Annotated in this window: 21 protein-coding genes; 7 read left to right on the top strand and 14 right to left on the bottom strand. The window is 55.0% G+C overall.

All coding sequences use genetic code 11. The features are described 5' to 3' along the window. The 3 genes from BN1117_RS15830 to BN1117_RS15820 form a co-directional block, all read left to right on the top strand. Positions 1–617, top strand: a 617-nt coding sequence (locus BN1117_RS15830; RefSeq protein ID WP_040098928.1) for a BsuBI/PstI family type II restriction endonuclease, incomplete at its 5' end; no start/stop codon positions are given. 17 nt (positions 618–634) lie between these two features. Then, complete coding sequence (locus BN1117_RS15825) at positions 635–886, top strand: hypothetical protein (RefSeq protein WP_040098927.1); 252 nt, start codon at positions 635–637, stop codon at positions 884–886. Continuing rightward, positions 883–1,449, top strand: coding sequence for a hypothetical protein (locus BN1117_RS15820; protein WP_040098925.1), 567 nt, complete (start codon positions 883–885; stop codon positions 1,447–1,449). The genes BN1117_RS15825 and BN1117_RS15820 overlap by 4 nt, the downstream gene beginning before the upstream one ends. Positions 1,450–2,059: 610 nt before the next feature. Here the strand turns inward: BN1117_RS15820 and lpxH are convergent. The 3 genes from lpxH to BN1117_RS15805 are packed head-to-tail and all read right to left on the bottom strand — an operon-like array spanning position 2,060 to position 4,102. Beyond that, positions 2,060–2,791, bottom strand: a complete 732-nt coding sequence (lpxH, locus tag BN1117_RS15815; RefSeq protein ID WP_040098923.1) for a UDP-2,3-diacylglucosamine diphosphatase — start codon at positions 2,789–2,791, stop codon at positions 2,060–2,062. Beyond that, complete coding sequence (locus BN1117_RS15810; protein WP_040098921.1) at positions 2,788–3,615, bottom strand: DUF4269 domain-containing protein; 828 nt, start codon at positions 3,613–3,615, stop codon at positions 2,788–2,790. The genes lpxH and BN1117_RS15810 overlap by 4 nt, the downstream gene beginning before the upstream one ends. After that, on the bottom strand, positions 3,605–4,102 hold the full coding sequence (locus tag BN1117_RS15805; RefSeq protein ID WP_005337417.1) for a peptidylprolyl isomerase: 498 nt from the start codon (positions 4,100–4,102) through the stop codon (positions 3,605–3,607). Before BN1117_RS15805 ends, BN1117_RS15810 begins: the two co-directional genes overlap by 11 nt. A gap of 212 nt (positions 4,103–4,314) precedes the next feature. On the opposite strand from BN1117_RS15805, the gene cysS reads away from it, so the two are divergent. Further along, complete coding sequence (gene cysS / locus BN1117_RS15800; protein ID WP_040098919.1) at positions 4,315–5,691, top strand: cysteine--tRNA ligase; 1,377 nt, start codon at positions 4,315–4,317, stop codon at positions 5,689–5,691. Between the two features lie 630 nt (positions 5,692–6,321). Here cysS and BN1117_RS15795 read toward each other — a convergent pair. The 9 genes from BN1117_RS15795 to BN1117_RS15750 all read right to left on the bottom strand — a co-directional run bounded on the left by BN1117_RS15795 (position 6,322) and on the right by BN1117_RS15750 (position 17,158). After that, on the bottom strand, positions 6,322–8,070 hold the full coding sequence (locus BN1117_RS15795; RefSeq protein WP_040098917.1) for a UvrD-helicase domain-containing protein: 1,749 nt from the start codon (positions 8,068–8,070) through the stop codon (positions 6,322–6,324). After that, positions 8,070–10,190: an ATP-dependent nuclease gene (locus tag BN1117_RS15790; RefSeq protein WP_040098915.1), complete on the bottom strand. Its 2,121-nt coding sequence runs from the start codon at positions 10,188–10,190 to the stop codon at positions 8,070–8,072. The genes BN1117_RS15795 and BN1117_RS15790 overlap by 1 nt, the downstream gene beginning before the upstream one ends. 1,541 nt (positions 10,191–11,731) lie before the next feature. Further along, positions 11,732–12,478, bottom strand: coding sequence for a substrate-binding periplasmic protein (locus tag BN1117_RS15780; protein WP_040098911.1), 747 nt, complete (start codon positions 12,476–12,478; stop codon positions 11,732–11,734). A 139-nt stretch (positions 12,479–12,617) separates the two neighbouring features. After that, complete coding sequence (locus BN1117_RS15775; protein ID WP_040098910.1) at positions 12,618–13,364, bottom strand: substrate-binding periplasmic protein; 747 nt, start codon at positions 13,362–13,364, stop codon at positions 12,618–12,620. Between the two features lie 72 nt (positions 13,365–13,436). Next, on the bottom strand, positions 13,437–13,946 hold the full coding sequence (locus tag BN1117_RS15770; RefSeq protein ID WP_040098908.1) for a GDYXXLXY domain-containing protein: 510 nt from the start codon (positions 13,944–13,946) through the stop codon (positions 13,437–13,439). Beyond that, positions 13,943–14,947 carry a DUF4401 domain-containing protein gene (locus BN1117_RS15765; protein ID WP_040098906.1) on the bottom strand — a complete coding sequence of 335 codons (1,005 nt, stop codon included), beginning with the start codon at positions 14,945–14,947 and terminating at the stop codon, positions 13,943–13,945. The genes BN1117_RS15770 and BN1117_RS15765 overlap by 4 nt, the downstream gene beginning before the upstream one ends. After that, positions 14,940–15,878, bottom strand: a complete 939-nt coding sequence (locus BN1117_RS15760) for a DUF2157 domain-containing protein (RefSeq protein WP_040098904.1) — start codon at positions 15,876–15,878, stop codon at positions 14,940–14,942. Before BN1117_RS15760 ends, BN1117_RS15765 begins: the two co-directional genes overlap by 8 nt. Before the next feature lie 144 nt (positions 15,879–16,022). Beyond that, on the bottom strand, positions 16,023–16,580 hold the full coding sequence (locus tag BN1117_RS15755; RefSeq protein ID WP_040098902.1) for a TMEM165/GDT1 family protein: 558 nt from the start codon (positions 16,578–16,580) through the stop codon (positions 16,023–16,025). 248 nt (positions 16,581–16,828) lie between these two features. Next, positions 16,829–17,158, bottom strand: coding sequence for a translation initiation factor (locus BN1117_RS15750; protein WP_040098900.1), 330 nt, complete (start codon positions 17,156–17,158; stop codon positions 16,829–16,831). Between the two features lie 119 nt (positions 17,159–17,277). Between BN1117_RS15750 and BN1117_RS15745 the strand changes: the two genes are divergently transcribed. From BN1117_RS15745 to BN1117_RS15735, 3 genes are all read left to right on the top strand, one after another. Then, positions 17,278–17,505: a FeoA family protein gene (locus BN1117_RS15745; RefSeq protein WP_040098898.1), complete on the top strand. Its 228-nt coding sequence runs from the start codon at positions 17,278–17,280 to the stop codon at positions 17,503–17,505. Between the two features lie 171 nt (positions 17,506–17,676). Then, positions 17,677–19,947 carry a Fe(2+) transporter permease subunit FeoB gene (feoB, locus tag BN1117_RS15740; protein WP_040098896.1) on the top strand — a complete coding sequence of 757 codons (2,271 nt, stop codon included), beginning with the start codon at positions 17,677–17,679 and terminating at the stop codon, positions 19,945–19,947. After that, entirely contained in the window at positions 19,944–20,183 is a 240-nt protein-coding gene (locus tag BN1117_RS15735; RefSeq protein ID WP_040098894.1) for a FeoC-like transcriptional regulator, read from the top strand. The genes feoB and BN1117_RS15735 overlap by 4 nt, the downstream gene beginning before the upstream one ends. Before the next feature lie 113 nt (positions 20,184–20,296). Here BN1117_RS15735 and BN1117_RS15730 read toward each other — a convergent pair whose 3' ends face one another. Both BN1117_RS15730 and BN1117_RS15725 read right to left on the bottom strand, forming a co-directional pair. Beyond that, complete coding sequence (locus BN1117_RS15730; protein ID WP_040098893.1) at positions 20,297–20,947, bottom strand: DUF2913 family protein; 651 nt, start codon at positions 20,945–20,947, stop codon at positions 20,297–20,299. A gap of 97 nt (positions 20,948–21,044) precedes the next feature. After that, positions 21,045–22,340 carry a DEAD/DEAH box helicase gene (locus BN1117_RS15725; protein WP_040098891.1) on the bottom strand — a complete coding sequence of 432 codons (1,296 nt, stop codon included), beginning with the start codon at positions 22,338–22,340 and terminating at the stop codon, positions 21,045–21,047. Between the last annotated feature and the right edge of the window lie 169 nt (positions 22,341–22,509).

The following is a 22,509-nucleotide window of genomic DNA, read 5'->3' as shown; positions in this document are numbered from 1 at the left end:
ACCCCGCCGCACTGGCCCTGTTACGCACCTTCGGTACCCCGGCATGGCATGACAACTTAGCCGCCTATCTGGCTGAGCGTGAAACTCTGGTTGCCCGCTACGCCAAGGAGCGCGATCAGAACCGTATCCCGGTTGAAATTTCACCGGGCCAGCAAATCCACCTCAGCCCCGGAGATCACAGCGAACTGATCCGGGCGATCATTGAGGACTTCGCCCCGCGCTTTGCGCCGGGTAGTGTGCTTGTCTATGCCGGCGATACGGGTGAAAAATGGGGCTATTTCGACGCCGACCTGCTTGTCGGGCTAGGTGTTGATGTGGATTCACATGGAAAAATGCCTGACGTAGTGCTGCATTTTACCGAGAAAAATTGGTTGCTACTGGTTGAGTCCGTTACCAGTCACGGGCCGGTCGATGGGAAGAGACACGATGAGCTTGCCAAACTTTTTGCCGGATCTACAGCTGGACTCGTTTATGTGACCGCCTTTCCAAACCGGACGTTCATGGGCCGTTACCTTGGGGAAATTGCATGGGAAACCGAGGTATGGGTGGCCGATGCTCCATCTCACCTGATTCACTTCAACGGGGTACGGTTCCTTGGCCCCTACGCTACCGAATGAGCACAGGAGCTTAGACCATGACCAAACCTACTACCGAGACAGCAAAAGAGGTGCTGCGCGGCTACGGACGCGCCGATGAGGCCGCACTGGCGTCCCTGATGGACGTGCAAGACTGGCAGCGCATCGCTCGGCACGAGCTTGAGCGCCGGGCTACCAGCATCGTGCAGGTGTTGGATGATGAGACCCTTGAAGCTATCGCAGTTGGCTCGCTCGACATGCGGGCCATGTGCCGACAGGTGGCTGCTGAGCTTGAGCAGGTAAAGAAATGACGAACAGCCGAGTTCATCCGCAAGGATGGATCTCTCTTTTTATCGCGCCGAAGTATGAAGAGCGGGCCAAGCAGATTCGAGCCGAGCGTGACCGTCAGTACGGGAACATCTACACCGAGGCGGCCACGGATGAGCGATGGGTGGGCGACCTTGGCGAGATGGTTTTCAACTCGTGGTTCAAACACGAGGGTATCGAAGACTTTGAATGGGTTCTGGACGATGCTGCAGGTCGGCCCGATTTCGTGACGGCCTTGAACATCCGAATCGGGGTCAAGACGGTGAAGCGAAAGGTGCCGCCTCGCGAGGACTACACCGCTCAGATTACGGCCCGCCATGCAGAAGAGCCAATCGATCACTATTTCTTTATGACCTACGAGATAGCACAGCGCCGGATGTGGTTGTTGGGCGGGATCAACCGCGAGCGCTTCTTGCAGGAAGCACGATACTACCAGGCTGGTGACTGGGTACATGCCAACTACCAGATTAGGCAGGGGCATGAAATCTATAACATCGAGATAGCGAAGCTAGTTCAGCCAAAGGTGTGGCTCAATACGGTCATATAAACCATAGGATCAGGTTGGTTGATTTTCTTTTTTTGCTCTTGCTCTGGTTACTCGCAGAGATGGTTTTTGAGGCGTTTAGTATGGTGCTGTAGGCGTAAACTAGGCGGAAGATACCCGAAAACCAAGCGTAACTGAGTGATTCACACTGACTTGTAGCCCTTTAAAATCAATGATATGGTGGCTTAGTTGACTGCACTCACGGCTTTTAAAATCCCTCGACGTTCGCGTCGTGCCGGTTCGATTCCGGCCTCGGGCACCATTTATTAAGCAAAGCAATCAAAGAGTTACGAAAGGCCACTAGAAATAGTGGCCTTTTTTGTTTTTCCGAAAACCTGGTCATTGCCGCTTTTTCTGTCGCAGGGCCGAGCTTTGCCTGAGAGGGTGACGGCTTTGGCTGCCCATAGCCATCTTTGCGGGCCGCAGTGGCCCATGAGTATGCTGGTCACGGCGTTATCGTATCGTGATGATTGACGGAGATATGCCAGGTATCGCACCGCCAAGTAGCCATGACTTTCGCGGGGCTCAGACCTTTTATCATCGCTGTGATGTGGACGATAGGGGGCAGATCAGGTTGTGGATCAACAGTGTGGTCAACCGAACTGGAGGGCTATCAAGCCTCTGCCAGCGCCCGCATCTCCAGCTGCTGCTCGCCGGGGCGACAGACCAGCACCGAGCCTTGCTCGAACCAGTCCCCCAGCACGATACGCCGCGCGGGGTGGCCATCGAGGATGAAGTCGTGGATGGCGGGTCTGTGGGTGTGGCCGTGGATCATCATCCGGCAGTCGTGGGCGCGCAGGGTGTCGTCCACCGCCGCGGGCGTTACATCCATGATGATCTGGCTCTTGTGGGCATTTTCCATCTGGCTTTGGCCGCGCATCTTGCAGGCGATGGCCTGACGGCGGGCAAGCGGCAGCCGTAAAAAGAGCCAGCGCAGCCATTTCAGCTGGGTGATGCGGCGAAACTTCTGATACCCCTCATCCAGGGTGCAGAGCAGATCCCCGTGGCTGAGCACTACCCGCTCCCCATAGAGGTCGATCACGCAGGGGTCACCCAGCAATGTCATCCCCGCGCGCTTGGCAAACTGCTGCCCCAGCAGAAAGTCACGGTTGCCGTGGATAAAGTAGATGGGCACGTTCTGCTGGCTCAGGGCCAAGAAGGCATCGGCCATCTGTTGATGGAGCGGATTGGGGTCATCATCGCCAACCCAGAATTCGAAGAGATCCCCCAGCACATAGAGGGCATCGGCGCCGGGGGCGTCGTGCTCGAGAAAGCGCACCAGTGCCGCGGTCATATCGGGCCGCTGGGCAGAGAGGTGAATGTCACTGATAAAGAGGGTGCTCATGATGTGGGGGTCGGGCTCTCGGTCGAAACAGGGCAAACAGGGCAAACAGGGCAAACAGGGGTGGCAGAGGTAGTAGACACAACAGGGGACGAATAGTGCGCTGCGGGCGCCATCGCGCCAGTTGAGGTATGGATATCGTCACGGGATGGCGGCTGCCATGCCAGCTCGGCAAGATTGCGTCCCTCCAGCGTCAGCAGCGCTTCATAAGGATCTCCCGCCAGCCCAAGCAACCGGCACATGGCCGCCTCCCCTTTTAGTCCCTCTTCAAGGCGCAGACGTAGCACGTCACGGTAGAAGGCATCACCAAAACGCTCTAGCAGGGCCGCCATCAAGGTGAGGTGGCGCCAGCCGTTCTGCATCTCGATGGGAGCTGGGGTGACATAGAGCTCCAGCGGCCAGCTGGTGGTGCGGTTATCACAACCGTTATCGGCACTACTATCGGCAAAGTGCTGGTCGAGGCAGGAAAAGGTGCGCTCCAGCAGCCAGACAGTGTCGCTCTTGTGGCTCGCCAGCCAACCTTGAGCTTCGAGCGTCGCGGCAAACTCGGCGGGATCAGCATGCTGGCAGAGAATATCGAGATCGCTGCCGGGCCGATCGAGGCCGATGGCCAGCGTGCTCACCAGCGCCAGATCGGCGCACTGCGCAGCCAGCTCATCCCACACACCGGCGGTGAGCAGGACATGGGCCGAGCGCTGGCGCGGGTTTCCGTGGGCCAGATAGTCGAGGCGGCGCCAGTTTGGGCTGGCAGTGGGGGAGGCAGATGGAAAAACTGCGGCCGGGGCCGCAGTTGTGTCAGAGCCGAGACGGCAGAGATCAGTCAGCAAGGGTCACCTTGGTGATCACTACGTCTTCTACCGGCACGTCCTGGTGGATGCGGCCGTAGTTGCCGGTCTTGACGCCCTTGATCTTGTTGACCACGTCCATGCCGGCGGTCACTTCACCGAATACGCAGTAGCCGAAGCCCTGGGTGGTGGCGGATTTGAAGTCGAGGAAGTCGTTGTTGTTCACGTTGATGAAGAACTGGGCGCTGGCAGAGTGCGGCTCCATGGTGCGAGCCATGGCGATGGTGCCGATCTTGTTGGACAGACCGTTGGCCGCTTCGTTCTTGATGGGGGCGCGGGTGTCTTTCTCTTCAAAGCCCGGGGCATAGCCGCCGCCCTGGATCATAAAGCCGTCGATAACGCGGTGGAAAATGGTGTTGTCGTAGTGACCGTCACGGCAGTATTGCAGGAAGTTGGCCACGGTTTCCGGGGCTTTTTCAGCGTTCAGGGTGAGGGTGATGTCGCCGTGATTGGTGTGCAGAGTGACCATGATATGTCCTTTCATTTGATGCGGGCGACCAAGTGCCCGCAGGTGTATGGCATAAAGTGGTGGCAATTCTAGCCCATCAGGGGCTGGCGGCATAGTCTCTCTGGCGCCGTAACCGTGCTGGCAGGCGGGATTGGCCCGCTTTTCTGCCTCGTTTTCTGCCCCTGAACGGGGTATTATGGCCAACCATTTTACTCACAGGCAGTGGTTATAAGATGCTGAAGATATACAACACACTTACTCGTCAAAAAGAAGAATTCAAACCTATCCACCCGGGCAAGGTGGGCATGTATGTGTGTGGTGTCACCATCTACGATCACTGTCATATCGGCCACGGCCGCACCTTCGTCGCCTTTGATGTGGTCGCTCGCTACCTGCGTTACGCAGGTTACGATCTCACCTATGTGCGCAACATCACCGACGTGGATGACAAGATCATCAAGCGTGCCGCCGAAACCCAAGTGACCTGCGACGAGCTGACCGAGCGGCTGATTGGCGACATGCACGCCGACTTCGACGCCCTCGCCATGGTGCGCCCGGATATCGAACCGCGCGCTACCCAGCACATCGAAGAGATCATCGAGCTGGTGCAATCCCTGCTGGAAAAAGAGCACGCCTACGTGGCGGATAACGGCGATGTGATGTTTATCGTCGAATCCTATGCCGACTACGGCAAGCTCTCCGGTCAGGATCTGGAGCAGCTGCAAGCCGGTGCCCGCGTTGACGTGGTCGATGCCAAGCGCAACCCGCTCGACTTCGTGCTGTGGAAGATGTCGAAGCCCGGCGAACCGACCTGGGAAAGCCCCTGGGGCCCGGGCCGTCCTGGCTGGCACATCGAGTGCTCCGCCATGAACTCCAAGCACCTTGGCAACCACTTCGACATCCACGGCGGCGGTTCCGATCTGCAGTTCCCGCACCACGAGAACGAGATCGCCCAGTCCTGCTGCGCCCACGGTGGCGACTACGTCAACACCTGGATGCACAGCGGCATGGTGATGGTGGATAAAGAGAAGATGTCCAAATCCCTTGGCAACTTCTTCACCATCCGTGACGTTTTGGCCCACTACGACGCCGAAACCGTCCGTTACTTCCTGATGTCTGGCCACTACCGCAGCCAGCTCAACTACTCGGAAGATAACTTGAAGCAAGCCCGCGCCGCGCTGGAGCGGATGTACACCGCCCTGCGCGATTTGCCGGTCGCCGCTGCTGCCGGTGGCGACGAGCAGGTGGCTCGCTTCGTTGATGCGATGGACGATGACTTCAACACCCCGGAAGCCTACTCCGCCCTGTTCGATCTGGTGCGCGAGATCAACCGCCAGAAAGCGGAAGACATGGCCGTTGCCGCCGCACTGGGCGCCCGTCTGCGCGAGCTGGGCGCCGTGCTCGGCATCCTGCAGCAAGATCCCGAAGCTTTCCTCAAGGGTGATGAAGCGGACGAAGAGGTTGCCGAAATCGAGCGCCTGATCGCCGAGCGCAATCAGGCCCGTGCCGACAAGAACTGGGCCGCGGCCGATGCCGCCCGCAACCGTCTCACCGAGATGGGCATCGTGCTGGAAGACAGCGCCGGCAAGACCAGCTGGCGCCGTGCCTAAGACCGGTTGGCCTGTTGGCGTCTGGTGCCAACAGGTTGAGCCAATAAAAAAACCGCAGCCCTTGGGCTGCGGTTTTTGTTTGTGTCTCTTCCCTCGACACCTCTTAAGCCTCTGCGATCTGCTTAAGCCTCGGTGGCCTGCGCTCTGATCCCCTCTCCCCTTGCGGGAGAGGGTTAGGGTGAGGGGGGCTAACGTCATTTCTCGGCTGAATATCGTCCTACGCCTTAATGGCATGGCTTCGCCATGCAGGATCTGCTCCCCTCTCCCCTTGTGGGAGAGGGTTAGGGTGAGGGGGCTTACGTCATTTCTCGGTTGAATGTCGTCCAACGGGTCGGACGGAGCGCCGCAGACGGCACTTTGGCCTACGCCATCCATGGCTGCGGCCAAAGCCCGCTTCGAACATCCTTGTTCTCGCGCCAAATCGGGGGCGAGCAGTGCTCGCCCTGATCCGATTTGGCCCCTATGTCGGTTGCGGCTGCACCACCATCCCTGATGGCGCTCCTGACCTGTTGAACTCGACTCGGCGGTTTGCAGGGGGAACCAATACCGTGCCAGTCCGTAGTGCCAGGTGATAACTAGATGTGTTCAGGAAGTAGCTTGCCTGTTTTCCCTAAGCTTTTCTTGAGGCAGCTATAGTTGCCTTGTAGATCTATATGGTGTGCCCCGACTTGTTTTGTGCCCAAGCTCCGAAATTAAGTAAAGGTGCTTCTTAGCACGTGAGGACATGACATATAGCAGCCTTCTGGCAACATAGTCTTGATGTGCATCGCTACAACCTATTATGTCATTCCAGTGGGGTATTTTTCCTTCCAATAATCCGGTACATATAACGACTTCGTATTCGTCACCTTTGGTTGAGTGCGCAGTTGTTATTTTTACTCCGCTGGAAGAGGAGAAAAATTTTTCTAGGTCTGAAGAACTATAATTCATGTCATATTTTTTGATTCTTTCCCTTGTTGCATTTAATATGATTTTCATTTCTTCATTTAATAAGTGGTTTTTTGTTAGGTCGATTCTAAGTTTTTCGCAAAAGATAACTATAATTTCTTCTATCCACTCATCAATCTCATTACTAAATTTCATGGTAATTGAATTAACTATGCTGAGGACGACTTTTGGGGTTATGACTTCTCCGTCATAGAATATGTGATCTAACTTTTCTGAAATTTCGTTAGCGTATCGTCTTCTTTTTATGTAATTGTGGATGCTTGGTTTAGTAAGCATTAGTCTTATTAATGCTAACCAAAAATTGTCTTGATTTTTTGGTATGGGAGAGATTAAAACCCCATCAATTTTAAAGCCTTTTTTTAGTGCGGAAATGCTTTTCGAGAGATTTATAACATCGAACCAGCTAGGGCATAGAATTGCTATTTCTTTCTCATGGGTACCTTGTGTAAGGTGTTGCTTGACAATATCTGCTACATAATCGGCAAGATTGTCTTTATAAACTTCACTCTCTAAGTGAACAATGGATTGGTAGTTTTTTAGAACGGATCTAGAGGTTATTTTATATCCTTCGTCTTGGTATTTAAGATAATGGTCAATTATTTTCTGACTACTGCGGAAGCAACCAGTTAAACGCTTTTCCTGTAAAGGGTGATCGAGTTCAAAAAAACTCTCTAGCTCTGATTTATTTTTAACAATTGCACCTAACCCTGTGTAAATGGCCTGCTCTCTATCTCCTATTAATGTTATTTTTGTTTGTTTTTGTTTGATAATGAACTTCAGTATTTCATACTGCATTACCGAGGTATCTTGATATTCATCTACGAGTATATGGTAAAAAAGATTTCCTAGACGCTTACACAATTTAGGGTTGGATTTTAGGAGCCTATAGCTAATATTTAATATTAAATCAAAATCAATGTATTTTCTTTCTGCTAGATACCTATGATAGTCAAGAGTCAGGTTGTGCTCTCTAGTTCCTACTGGGTATTTTGGTTTATAGTCTAGATTAAGAGCTGTGTCGATGTTGTCATAAGAGCGGAAGCCATACTTTTCTTTGAGTTCTGATAGCTTGGTTTCTCTCTCATATTCATCCACAACAACAAAGCCGCCACATAGTCTGGGTATCATGTTGATATTTGGCTTGACGATCCATTGAAGGCAGAGCGCATGAATTGTGCCGACCCAGAGTGATTTGCTTTCCACTCCATAGGAAAGAAGCCTTTCTTGTATTGTGTCTGCAGCAATGTTTGTGTAAGTAATAGCTGCTACTTTTCGTTTGCCGATTGAAAGTTTTTCAGAGTTATCTATTATATGATAGAGTTTTGAGACAAGCGTTCTAGTCTTGCCTGAGCCTGGGCAGGCTGACAGTAACATGCTGTCATTGTGCACGACAGCATTTATCTGCTCATCAGTTAAGTTCCTATAAGGCATTATATTTCCAAAAAACGTATAAACGTGTCGTTATCAAAATGGGTTTTATATACAGCGATTTTTTCATTAAAACTATTACTTCTATTTATTTCATCTTGTTCTTCTCGACCCATTGTTTCAACCTTGTACTCCATCATTTTTAAAATTATTGAATCAATGTTTCTATCAGAAAGTGAAAACTTAATTGCTTTTAAAATGTATTCAGGGATTATGTTATCAACAGTTATATGGCCTACCATTTCAGCAGCAAGCCAGCCTTTTCCTATTTTTTTTGCAAATTTTAAGGCGTGATGATATTTTGTAGGAGTGTCGTGAGAAGTTATATTTTTGAGTGCTGCTTCACGGTCTGCTTTTCTTTTATAGCTTGATTCTATTACCGACTTAAATAGATTAATGTTTTCAGGGTAACGGATTAGCTCAGTTTCAAAGGTATTTTCTGCATAAAAAGCACTGACGTAGGTATTGTTAACTGTGTACTCGTCGAGAGCTATCTTCCTCTCTGCGCCTGATTTTTGAGCATTTAATTGTGATTTTATATATTCAGAATCTGCGAAAGAATCATTTTCATGTGTTATGAATGCCTTATCTAAATCAGTGAGAATAGAACAGTAGCTACGAATTCTGTCTTCATGAAACAGATCGGATATATGCTTGAATACTGTTCCATCCATTTTTATTAGGCTAATTCCCATCTCCTCAAGGCTCACTCCTAGCGTATTTTTTATTAGTGCAGGTATAAGTATTAATTCTGCATCACCTTCTACAAGAATTACACCTTTTGCAAATAAAATGTCACTTCGGATAGCATCTAGATATCTTTCAATACATATAATATTTCCAGGCTCTAGGTTATTAGAGGGGGCATATACTTCAGTTTTTGCATCTTTTCTTGAAAGTATGCTCATGGAGGATATATTTGACACAGAGCTTATCTGTGTAGAGTGAGTTGATACGAATACCTGTGTGTTTTTAAAATTGAAATTTTCAAAAAGAGTTTTTTGGATGTGAGTATGGATATGAGCTTCAGGCTCTTCAATCATCAAGAAGTGAGTTATATGCTCTTCGTTATCACGGATTGCCTCATATTCATAAAGTTTTAGAGCTATATATATAAGGTTAGCCCCACCTAAGCTAAGGTCTTCTATCCTTCCCGTTCCTTGATAACTTAAAGAGTCTTCCACTACTAATCCAAGAGACTGTACTAATTCGATAAAATTTTCTGGAAGCTGTGATGATACTTGAATCTTCGGCGAATAAGTTGATCCTATGGTATTTACCAATGAGCGGGAAATATCATTGCTGAGATTTTCGATCTCCGGTATCGAGGAAATTTTTTGATTTACATTAATTATGTCCTCAACAATGTTTTTATCATCATTGATATTTTTGCTTTTTAAAGTTAGTAGCTTATAAAGAGGATTGGTTTTGTAGTGTTTGAGATCTGCAACGACATTTCTGAGCGCTTTTACGTATGTGCAAGCAACTTCATTTATTAGAGAAAAATATGGAGGTTTTTTGTTCCCAATGAGCTCTTCACTTTCTAGATTTGGGTCTGGAAATATATAATTTATGAAATCTCCAACATGAACGCTATATACATTTTCGTCAGTGAGATCGATTTTTGTTCGAACAAAGGCTACTGGTTCATAGGTTTCTCTTGATATTGTATGTGAGGTACAGAAATTAAGAATTTTTTCTTTACGAGTGCAAAAATCCTGATGAGTATGGCTAATATCGTGAAGCTCTTGTCGAAATGAAAACTTTGGTCTAAAAATGAAGGTGTAAGCACCTTGCGTTGAGGTATTGTGATCTTCCTCATCATTTAATATGTAGTTCGCTAAAACTTGTTGTTCTTCTGTATAACCTAAGTCAGAAAAATGAAGAGATATTATTATCCAGTGTCCAAATGGTTCTCCGAGCCCTCTATGAAAATCATCTTTTGAAAGAAACTTTGCATTTGCAGGCAACGAGTCATCTAGAATCAACCTCATCGCTTGGAAAACATTGGTTTTACCAGAGGCATTTTCACCAATAATGTTGTTTACCGAATTTTTTCGGAAATTAAATTTTTCCTGTTTGAAGTTTTTATAATTAACAATGGATAATTGGCTAATATACATGGCGTTATGCTGCCTTAAACTCTTGGTAGATTAGTAATGAACATTGACACCCATCAATGCGTAGAGGGGGATCAGGTTCAACAGTTGGGTTGTGTTTGTTGAAACGGGATGTGTGTGTGATGCTTATACCTCGTCGCAGCTAGGCGAGCCTGCCGGATACTCCTTACTACCATTGTGTTGCATATCGTGATAGGCCATAGGTTCGATTAGTGAAGCGTAATCGGACGTTCGAGAAATTAAGGGACTAGCACAGCAAACTATTCTCTGTCGAGTATTCAGTATAAAACGACACCGATGAAAAAGAGGGCGTTGTTAATTGGCTTCGGGGTTGTTGGTCGAGTATTGCCCACTGTTGTTCGCCGAGGTGAGCCCGTTTGTCCAGGCCGTGAGGTGGGAGGGCGAACAAGCGGGGGATAAGGCCTTTGGTGTTATTTGCCAAAGAGAGCGGGTCTTTCCAAAGTCACTCGCCAAGCCGCGCAGCGGCGGCGAAACCCCGTCGAGGACGGAGTCCTCGTTTCCTGCATGGCTAAGCCATGCCAATGCCTTGTTGCAGGGCAAAGATGTTACCGACCCCTCACCCTAACCCTCTCCCGCAGGGGGAGAGGGAACGGTTACCGTGGACGATTACGCTGCGCTAATCGACCCTACTGGCGAAGCCATGCCAATTAGACGGCGATATTTCGTCAAGCAATGACGTTACCGACCCCCTCACCCTAACCCTCTCCCGCAGGGGGAGAGGGGACGGTTACCTTGGTGCAATGCGCTTCGCTTATTGCACCCTACGCTTCTCCCGCATGGAGAGAGGGAACGGTTACCGCGGACGATTACGCTTCGCTAATCGACCCTACTGGCGAAGCCATGCCAATGAGGGGGGCGATATTCCGCTATGCAAAGACGTTACCGACCCCTCACCCTAACCCTCTCCCGCAGGGGGAGAGGGGATGGTTACCTTGGACGATTACGCTTCGCTAATCGACCCTACTGGCGAAGCCATGCCAATTAGACGGCGATATTTCGTCAAGCAATGACGTTACCGACCCCCTCACCCTAGCCCTCTCCCGCAGGGGGAGAGGGAACGGTTACCGCGGACGATTACGCTTCGTTAATCGACCCTACTGGCGAAGCCATGCCAATGAGGGGGGCGATATTTCGTCAAGCAATGACGTTACCGACCCCCTCACCCTAACCCTCTCCCGCAGGGGGAGAGGGGACGGTTACCTTGGTGCAATGCGCTTCGCTTATTGCACCCTACCGCTTACCCGCAGGGGGAGGGGATGGTTACCGTGGACGATTACGCTTCGCTAATCGACCCTACGCTAAAGTCGCTACCGCCCCTGACTGTCGCTACCAGATTGCGCCGTTGACCATTGATCTCGGAAAAGGGGTCAACAGACGCCCGTTGCCATGTTACGGAGCCAGAGTGGGCTTATCTATGGTTTTGATAAGATAACTATCAGAAAAGAGTGGTTTTTTGCGCTGGCGCAACAAATCATCCATGTATACAGGGGGAGGGGCCTGACCTTGGTCAGGCCATCTGTGCTTTAGCGGGAGGGAAAATATTTGAGGTAGAGTTGCTGAAATTCTCTGCTGGCCAATACCTGGGTCATACCGCTCTGAAACTCCCTGACCAGCTCATCGCTTACCGGTTGACTGAAGGCGAAGCAGAGCTGCTCTGAACTCAATACCCACTGCTCTTTGAAGTTGGCTGGGTCGATCTTTTGCTCTGCGACCAGCATCTCCATGGTGGTCTTGTGAGTTGACAGCAGATCGACCCGGCCAGAGGTGAGCATCTTGAGTGCCTGTGATAACCGATTGGCGGCGATCAGTTTGGTTTCATCAAAGCCGTTGTTGAGCAGCAGTTGCTCCCCCACATCGGCCCGTACCGCGCCGATAGTTAATCCCTTGGCATCGTCGAGTGTGCTGATGGTGAGGTTGCGCTCGGCCAGTCCCACCAGCACGACCTCGATATAGCCGATGGAGCAGGCCCATTTGAACAGAGGATCCCGCGCTTGAGTGCGGGCAGTGGAGAAGAGCACCACATTGGGTTTTTGAGTCAGCAGGTAGTAGCCACGGGCCCAGGGCATCAGGGTGACGGCTTGTTCAGGCGTGTTGGTCCTCTGCCAGATCTGCTGTAACAGCTCGACCGCGAGGCCGGTGGGGGCGCCCTTCTCATCGGCGTAGTTATAGGGTTTGTACTCTTCGGTGATGTAGTGCAGTTTGCCAAGCTCGGGGCTGGCTTGTGCGAGGGGGGCCAGCAGCAGCGCGGCCAATCCAATCCATGGTTTCATTTTTGCCATCCTGATCAAGGGGGTATCTGCTCAAGTGTGACCAAGCTGGCCGATTTCGCCAAGGCGGTGGGGGCTGTTTGGCAAATAAAGTGCGGGAGAGTGCAAGCCTCCCGCATAGGGTGATGGTCTCGGTTGCTGGTCAGGGTAGTGGCAGGTATTTGGCCTGCAGTTTGCGAAACTCTTCCGAGGCGAGGGCGCGGGTCAGGCCCTGCTGAAAGCGTTGGATCTCACTGTCGGCTACCTGGTAGCTAAAGGCGTAGCAGAGTTGTTCGGCACTTAACACCATGGCGACCTGAAAGTCGTCAGGCTCCAGATTGAGTTCACGAATGGCGTCATATCCCGCCAGCTTGCCGGTGGCCAGCAGATCGGCACGACCTGATTGCAGCATCTTCAATCCCTGGGAGAGGCGGTTGGCCGGAATGATGTTGGTGTCATTTATGCCATTGTTGAGCAGTAGCTGCTCGGCGATATCGGAGCGCACCGCGCTGATCCTGTACTGACTCAGCTGCTTGAACGAGGTCAGGGTGATGCTCTGTGCCTTGCGAGCGAATAGGACGTACTCCGAGTGGCCGATGGGGCAGGCCCATTTGAATAAGGGGTCCCGTGCCTGGCTACGGGCGGTGGAGAAGAGCACCACATCGGGTTTCTGGGTGAGCAAGTAATAACCTCGCGCCCAGGGCAGAATGCGCACCGGTTGAGGTTCGATCCCGCTGTTCTGCCAGATCATCTGCAGCAGTTCAACCGCTAGGCCGGTGGGTTGGCCTTGCGGGTCGCTGAAGTTGTAGGGGGGGTACTCTTCGGTGAAGTACTCGAGCTTGTCCAGGTCGGCGCGAGCCGTTGTGGCCCAGCAGAGCAGTAACAGATGAGAGATCAGCCATATCCTCATTGGGAAGCATCCTTAGTGAGCAACGGTTCCTTGAGTGTGACCATGCATAGCGTAAATAGCCACTCACTGCCGTTACCAGCGGGCGCGGCTTTGCCCGATGGGCTGGTAGGTCTCGTCTCGCAGCCCCACCAGCAGGGTCTTGCCATCCGCTTGCAGCCGGAACTCGCCGTAGCGGGCCGCTTCGTACTGCTCCCCCGTGCCCTCTTCAAAGAAGTAGGCATCGGGGCCGATCTGCCACTGCCGTTCGCTTTGGTGCACCTGCAATAGCCGCTCATCGCTGGCGAGCTGATCCGGTTTGCCATCGGCCACCAGAGTGGCCACCTGATGGGCATCGAGGCGGATCACCAGGGTATCAATGTGCTTGTCAGGTTTACCGCGGTTGGTCAGCTCGCGGGCAATTTCATAGTTGAGCCGCATGTAATCCCCCTGCATCAGGGAGCGGGGATCGACCGGAGCGAGCCGCAGCAGCACCACTTCGCCGCTGCTGATGGCGCGCTCATAGCGCCAGACGGTGGCATTGATACCTACCAGGATGGCGAGGCCGCTCAGCAACAGGGCGAGCTGTCGGGTGACGGGTTTCATGAGTCGCTCCTTGCCGCGAAGGTGGTGAGCAGCTGGCGGGCACCCAGTAGCAGGATGCCCGAACCCAGCAGCAGCCAGGATTTGGTCATCAGGGTGAGCCCCAGATCGTAGTAGTAAAGCGAGCCATAACCGAGCAGCAGCAGCGCAGAGAGGGTCATCAGCCCCTGACTGCCAGCATAGAAGCCGAGGATCAGCACCAGTGCCCCTGCCCCCATGCCGGGGATGATGGCGCTGATCAGCACCAGCGGCAGGCCAACCAGCAGGGGGAGCTTGAGCTTCACCATCACCGCCAGCAGCAGGGCGGCGCAGAGCAGGGGATTGAGCCAGAGCGGCAGGCGCGACAGCCCCAGCTCGTCCAGCACGCTGCTGCCTCCATCCCACAGCGGGTGATGCAGGCGGCCCAGCACCAGCAGGGAGAGGGCCAGCCCCAACGTGATGGCGTGGTAGCGCTGGTGGCGCGCTGGATCCCTATCAACCCGCAGCCAGCAGAAGGTGATAGCCGTCATCACCAGCGGCAGCGCCAGCAGTTGTAGCCCGAGGCAGGCAAGGCCAAGGGTGAGCAGCAGGGCCGCCGCCACGCTGTGAAACAGCCGCACCAGCCAGTGATCAAACAACACGGCGATGGCAAGGGAGAGCAGGCACAACCCAAACCAGAGCAGAGCGTGATGAATATCAAGCTGATCGAGCAGGCCATAGAGCAGCCAGCCATCGGCCGCCAGGGTGAGGGCCAGCACAAACTGATCCCAGAGATCGCCGTGCTGGCTGCGATTGATGGCGTAGGCCCCTGCCAGCAGCACGGCCCCCAGCAACAGGGCGCTATTGGCCTCGCGGGTCAGCTGCTCGAAGGTGAGAAACAGGAAAAAGAGCAGGAACAGGGCGGCAATCCAGCCCACCAGCCCCAGCATAAAACGGCTCGACCAGTGGGGCCGGGTATCACGGGGCATCTCCCCCTCCACCAGATTGGCCTGTTGCAGTGCCTGCCAAAGAGTCTGATCACTCATGGGACCTCCGCTGTTGTTGCAGCCAGTGGCTTGCCACGACCGAAAGGCCGATGGCGATCAGGCTCAGCAGCAAAAAGCCGTTGATGTCGGGCTCCATCCACTTGCCGAGCGCGGCGAGGATGACGGCAATCAGGCTCAGGCACCCCATGGCGAGTCCGGCGATAAATTTGTGGTGCCACAGGGCATAGGCGGCCACCAACCAGCCAAGCCAGAGCGGCCACACCAGCGGGGAGGCGGCATCAAACAGCGCCAGCAGGGTGAGCAGGGTAGCCCCCAGACCGGCAGCCAGGCCCGCCAGCCAGCTTGGCATCAGGCGCCAGCGGTTTGGCGCCAGCAGAAGCAGACTCCAGAGGGCGGCGTTGAGCAGGGTAAGGCACCAGCCCAACCCCGCTTCATCGAAGGTAAAGAAGAGGGTGAACAGGCCGAGCCGCCAGAAGAGCACCAGCGCCAGCTGGCCAAGCAGCCAGCTTAAGCTCCACAGCAGCGGGCTTTGACCCAATGCCGCCAGTGGCACCAGCATCAGCGCCCAGGTGGCGAACAGCTGCCAGGGATCGGCGCCGGTCTGGTAGGTCTGACCCACCAGCGCCAGCAGGGCGCCGATATTGAGGGCGATGGCCGCCAGCAGTGCCTGACGGGATGCCTCCTTTAGCGGCTTTAGCCAAAGCAGAAGCAGCATGGCGAGCAGTGGCGCCTCCAGCAGGGCGAGGCGGGAGACCCGGCCCAGCGCCTGCCAGTTGAAGGCGACGAAGAAGATGAGGCCAGCTCCGATACAGAGGGCACCGAGCCAGAGTTGCAGTCGGTCAAACAGCCGCTGCCAGCGCGCCGGATGAGGGGGGAGATCGGCGAGGGTAAGGGCGTCCGCCAGCTTCTCTGGCGCCAGTCGTCCCTGTTTGACCCACTCGAGTAGCGTCTCTCTTGATACGTTGTGCATGGGGGACTCCACGAGGTTTGCGCCATTATGGCATGAGGCACCCGCAACCGTGCACAGTCCCTTGATTGTATGGCCGCGACAGCGCTCTGCGCCGCACACCAAAAAGCCCTCCGGCAGGAGGGCTTGGTCAGCGGGTAAGGGCGATCAGGCAAAGATCAGGGTGCTCACGCCGAGGCCGACGAAGAGGGTGGCGCAGGCGATGCGGATCCCCTTGAGCGGCAGCTTGTCGGCTCCCAGCTTGCCCAGTAGCACCACCGGCACGTTAGCCAGCATCATGCCGAGGGTGGTCCCGGTGATCACCTGAAACAGGGAGTCATATTTGGCGGCCAGCAAGACGGTGGCTATCTGGGTCTTGTCACCGATCTCGGCGATAAAGAAGAGCACAAAGGTGGCCATAAAGGGGCCGTATTTATCGAGTGAGCTCTCTTCGTCATCGATTTTGTCCGGTACCAAAATCCAGACCGCCATGGCGATAAAGGCGCCAGCCACCAGCCAGACCATTACCTTGGGGTCGAGCCAGCGGCTGATCAGCTCGCCAAGCCAGGCGGCGCCAGCATGGTTGAGCAGGGTCGCCGCCAGCATGCCGGCGATGATGGGCCAGGGCTTGCGAAAACGACAGACGAGCAATAACGCCAACAGCTGGGTTTTATCGCCGATTTCGGCAATGGCGACGCTGAGGGTTGAGGTTAACAAGGCTTCCATAAAAAAATGACCGGGGGACGGAATTGTTATAAACCAAAGACAAGCCTGCGCCATCCGTCCCCGGTATTGGCACTGGCCCGTCAAAGGTCTTGTCAAATCCACGACTGGCATGGATCACCCTGACCATGGTGAGTTGGCACCAAGTATGTTGATCAGGATCGCAGACCGGTGCGGATCCGGTATGCGAGACTACTCCCCCTCGATGGGAGCGCGCATTCTAGGGAAAAACCGCATGGGTGACAAGGGGATCAACCACCGACCAGCTTGACGCTGAAACCAGCTTTCTCCAGCTCAGCTTTGATCAGGTCCCGTTTATCTCCCTGGATCTCGATCACACCCTCTTTGATACCGCCACCGGTGCCGCACTTTTTCTTGAGCAGGGTGGCCAGGGATTTTTGCTGATCGGCCGGTACGCCGTGAATGGTGATCACCCCGGCGCCCTTGCGTCCCTTGGTTTCGCGGCGAATGCGCACGGTGCCATCGGTGGGGAAGGGGGAGCTGGACTGGGGAGTGCTCTGCGCGTTGATGGCGCCCCCGTCGGTGCTGTAAACGAGGCGGCTGTTGTTGTCGTGACTCATGGCAATTCTTTTTGGATTAGCTAATCGGAGTTTGATTTTACTCAAATAAAAGTTGAAGACACAGCATATAATCCTCAAACTAAAAGAGAATTATTATTGTTTAACTTCAGGAGTCAGTCATGGTACTCACGCAGTTGTCACCGGGACAGAGTGCTCGCATCAAGAATATGAACCAGCTGACCCGGCCGCTGCGTCGCAAGTTGATGGTGATGGGGCTGCTGCCCCAAACAGAAGTCATCTATCTGCGTTCCGCCCCGCTCGGTGACCCGCTCCAGATCCAGTGCCAGGGGATCTGCCTCTCCATGCAAAAGAGTCTGGCTCAGCAAATAGAGATTGAACCGGTTTAAGTTGCCAGTCTGGACAAGGTGTCCGGTTGCCAATGCGACCGAGGTAGAACCGATCACGGGGCTGTTTTGGCTGCCGAAAAGGGTTCATAAGCGTAGAAGTCGAACCTGCCCCATTCGCACGTCAGCAGCAATGAGCTGTGGGTTCAAAAAGAAGATCAAGGTAGAGCTGGTATGAATTATTCCCTCGTCACAGTGGGTAACCCCAATAGTGGCAAAACTTCCCTGTTCAACGCCCTGACCGGTGCCCGCCAGCAAGTGGGTAACTGGAGTGGTGTCACCGTCGACAAGAAGATGGGTGAATTTAGTGCGGGTGAGCATCACTTCAAACTGATGGATTTGCCCGGTATCTACAGCCTGGCCAGTCAGGACGGCAGCCTGGACGAGCAGATCGCCAGTCGCTTTGCCCAGGGCCAACAGCCCGACCTGCTGCTCAACGTCATCGACGCCGCCAATCTGGAGCGCTCCCTCTACCTTACCCTGCAACTGCGCGAACTGGGTCTGCCCATGGTGGTGGTGCTCAACAAAATCGATATTTTGCAAAAGCGCCGCATCGTCATCGATGAGGCCAAGCTTGGCCAATCCCTCGGTTGCCCGGTGGTGGCCCTCTCGGCCCACAACGGCAAGCAGGTTGCTGCTTTCAAGTGCCAGATCCAGCAATTTATCGGTCAGCAGCAAGCCGCCCTGCAGCTCGATTACGGCCACGAGCTTGAAACCGATCTGGCGGAGCTGGAGACCCTGCTGGCGCCGCACCACCTGACTTCCCGTGGCCGCGCGTTGCGCCTGCTGGAAGAGGATGCGGTGATGCAGGATACCCTGTTGCCCGGTCAGCAAGCGGCCGCGGCCAATGTGGTGGCCCGCGCTCATCAGCGGCAGGATATCGACCTGCAACTGGCAGATATCCGCTATGGCCATATCCACCAGTGGGTACAACAGGCGCGTCAGCAGAAGGGCAAGCTCACCGAGGCTCAAAGCGAGTGGCTGGATCGGGTGCTGCTCAATCGCTGGATTGGCATTCCCTTCTTCCTGTTCGTCATGTATCTGATGTTTATGTTTGCCATCAAGGTGGGCAGCGCCTTTATCGACTTCTTCGACATCATGGGCGGCGCCCTGTTTGTCGATGGGGTGCACCACCTGCTGGGGCTGATCAATGCCCCCGAATGGCTGGGGGCCATTCTGGCTGACGGCTTTGGGGTCGGCTTGCAGACCGTAGCCACCTTTATTCCGGTGATTGGCTGCCTCTATCTGTTTCTCGCGGTGCTGGAGAGCTCCGGCTACCTTGCTCGTGCCGCCTTCGTGGTTGATGCCCTGATGCGCCGCCTCGGCCTGCCGGGCAAGGCGTTTGTGCCCATGTTGATGGGCTTTGGCTGTACCGTCCCCTCGGTGATGGCGACCCGTACCCTCAACTCCGAGCGGGAGCGGCTGATGACCTCCGCCATGGCGCCCTTCATGTCTTGTGGTGCCCGTTTGCCGGTTTACGCCCTGTTTGCGGTGGCCTTCTTCCCCGAGTCTGGCCAGAATCTGGTGTTCGGTCTCTACCTTATCGGCATTCTGGTGGCGGTGCTCACCGGCCTGTTGCTGCGCAGCACCCTGCTGCCAGGCAAGAGCGACTCCATGATGATGGAGATGCCCGATTACGAGTGGCCGCGCCCGGTCAACGTTGCCATCAAGACCTGGCAGAAGCTCAAGTCCTTCGTCTTTGGCGCCGGTAAAACCATCGTGCTGGTGGTCGCTGTGCTGAGCGTACTCAACTCCCTGGGTACCGATGGCAGCTTCGGTCATCAGGATCAGGAGAGCTCGGTACTGAGCAAAATCAGCCAGGCGGTGACGCCGGTACTGCACCCCATTGGTGTGCGCGATGATAACTGGCAGGCGACGGTCGGTATCGTCACCGGTATCTTCGCCAAAGAGGCGGTGGTCGGTACCCTCAATAGCCTCTACGCCGGTGCTGGCGATGAAGAGGAGGCGAGCGAGTTTTCACTGGTGGCAAGCTTCCACGAGGCGATCGAGGCGGTCGCTACCAATCTGGCGGAGATCAATCCGACCGATCCCATGGGCCTTGCCATTGGTGAGCTGGATGACCAGCAGGCCGCCGCCGAGGCGCAGGAGGTCGATGTCTCTACCTACGGCAATATGCAGACCCACTTTGACGGGGCGGCCGGGGCCTTTGCCTACCTCCTGTTCGTGCTGCTCTATATGCCTTGCGCTGCTGCCATGGGCGCGCTGGTGCGGGAAACCGGTCGTCAGTGGGCGCTCTTTACCGCCGCCTGGTGCAACTATATGGCCTTTATGTGCGCGACCGTCTTTTATCAGGTGGCTACCTTTGCCGCTCACCCGCAGCAGAGCCTGTTCTGGATCGCCACTTATGGCCTCTCTCTGGTACTGCTCTGGTGGGCCGGCCGCCGTCACGGTGACATTGTGGCCCGCAAGGTGGTGACCTTATGATCCTGCGCGATCTGGGGGATTACCTCGCCGTGCAGCAGAAGGTGAGCCGGCGTGATCTGGCTCGCCACTTTCACACCTCGGAAGATGCGGTGGAGGCCATGCTCGGCGTCTGGATGCGCAAAGGGCGGGTCATCAAGCGCGAGAGTCGGGTCTGTGGTGGCAGCTGCTGCGGCAAGAGCGAGGAGGTGATGTTCGAGTGGTGTGACGCGGGCCAGATTGGCATCAAGATCCGCTAAACGACGACCAGACTTCCTCACCAGACATCTAACAATGAAAAAACGGCAGACCCTCATGTTGAGCAGGGTCTGCCGTTTCTTTTTCTATTGCTTTCTCTTGCTGCACTTACGGGTCAAGCGCTCTGGCGAGCCTCGCTCAGCAGTGCCAGCGCCGGTTGGGCGTTGTCCGGCATCAGCCGGTAGGCCTTGTGGTGCTTGATCAGGGTGGTTTTCTTGTTGCCCTGGCTCAGCAGCAGACCGTGCTTGAAGGCGGCCTCGGCCAGCACCTTCTCATCACCGCGCACATAGAGGGTGAGGGGTTTGACAAGCTCACCGCTCTCGATGTGCCCTTCATATTCGCTGTGGCTTACCACCAGACTTGGCTGACCGCCCGATTGCAGGCGCAGCTTGGCGTTCACTTCGCTCTCGGTCAACACCAGCCAGCCTGCTGCTGTGAGCTCATCCAGCAGCGCCGCCAGCTTGGCACCCAGCTGCTGTGGATTGGTCATGGCGCACTGGTATTGGCAGGCGATGCGCTCCAGCAACCCCTTGAGGTCGGCACCCGCGCCCAGGGTGCGGCCAAGCTGTACCCAATCCTTCAAATCTTCCATCACCAGACGAGAGAAGCGCTTCTCCTTGAGAGAGTCGGCCATCCAGGTGCAGAGAAAGTGGCTCTCTTGGGCCGGAGTGCGCTTGCCCGCTTTTTGCTCGGCGGTGCGGGCCAGTTCGGCCAGGCTCTGGGTGGCCATCTCGAGCAGGGCCTGATTGTAGGTAGGAGCGGTCATAAGCAATCCTTGAGTTGACCACCACGGTCAACACCGATGACAGAGATGGCAAAGGCGCCAGTGGCGCCTTTGCGGTTCAATAGAGCAACTGCCCGCCTTATTTCGGCTGGCGGGGCTTCTTGGCGGCGGCCAGACGCTTGAGGCGCTGACCCTGCAGTTTGGCTTCGGCCATCACCTGGGCCACGGCGTTATCTTCACGCTGCGGGCGCTTGCCGAAGCGGCGACGCTCCTGCAGCTGTTTGATCAGCTCGTCACGGCTGCTCACCTCATAGCCCGGAACCATGATGCGGCGGATCTTCTGGCCGATCAGGGCCTCGATCTCCAGCAGGGTTCGCTCCTCTTCACGGCTGACGAAGGAGATGGCCATGCCGCGCTTGCCGGCACGACCGGTACGACCGATGCGGTGCACGTAATCTTCCGCCAGGAACGGCAGATCATAGTTGACCACGTATTCCAGGTCCGGAATGTCCAGACCACGGGCGGCCACTTCGGTGGCCACCAGTACCCGTACCTTGCCTTCCATGAATTCGCGCAGGGCGCGGCGACGGTTGCCCTGGGCCTTCTCGCCATGGACCACGGCGGACTTGATGCCGTCGAGGTTCAGCTCCTCGACCAGCAGATCACAGCTCTCGCGGGTACTGGCGAACACCAGCACCTGCTGCCAGTTCTGCTTGCCAATCAGCTCGGAGAGCAGCTCGCGCTTGCGCTTCTGCTCGACCGGATAGACGGTGTGGCTGACGGTATCGGCGGTGGAGTTCTGTTTGTTGACGCTGACGATCTGCGGTCTGTCCAGCATCAGGTTGGCCAGTTTCTTCACCGCCTCGGAGAAGGTGGCGGAGAAGAGCAGGTTTTGACGGGTCTTGTTGACCGCTTGCAGGATCTTCTGCACATCGGCGCTAAAGCCCATGTCGAGAATGCGATCAGCTTCATCCAGCACCAGACACTCGACGCCGGAGAGGCTGAGGTTGCAGGCGGTGAGGTGCTCCAGCAGCCGGCCCGGGGTGGCCACAATGATGTGAGCGCCCGCTTTGAGCTTCTTGGCCTGCACGTCCTGCTTGCCACCGCCGACGATGGTGAGGGTGGTGATATCGAGATACTTGGCGAAGTCATTGATGTTGCTCGCCACCTGAGCCGCCAGCTCGCGGGTCGGGGTGAGGATCACTACCCGGGCGTTGGAAGGCTGGACCGGCGCCGGATTGTCTACCAGACGCTGCAAAATGGGCAGGGCGAAGGCGGCGGTCTTGCCGGTACCGGTCTGGGCGCTGGCCAGCACATCGCGGCCACGGCGAATGGCCGGGATCGCCTGTTGCTGCACAGGGGTCATCTCCTGATAACCGCAATCTGAGACAGCACGCAAAATCTCGGGGGCAAAATCGAACGATTCAAATCTCATAATGGGTTCCTGTGTTCCAGCTGGGCTGTGTTTGGCTTGGTTAGCTCGGCATGAGCGAGACGGAGGTTGTAACCACCGACGGCTGCGCCTGACATCAAGTCAGAGAGTGAGCCGGAAAATGGCGGGCGCGAAGTGTAACAGATAGACGTCACAAATTCTGCCTCAAATG

The sequence above is a fragment of the Aeromonas australiensis genome, assembly GCF_000819725.1.
Lineage (GTDB): Bacteria > Pseudomonadota > Gammaproteobacteria > Enterobacterales > Aeromonadaceae > Aeromonas > Aeromonas australiensis.
This window is presented reverse-complemented; position numbering and strand designations above follow the sequence as displayed.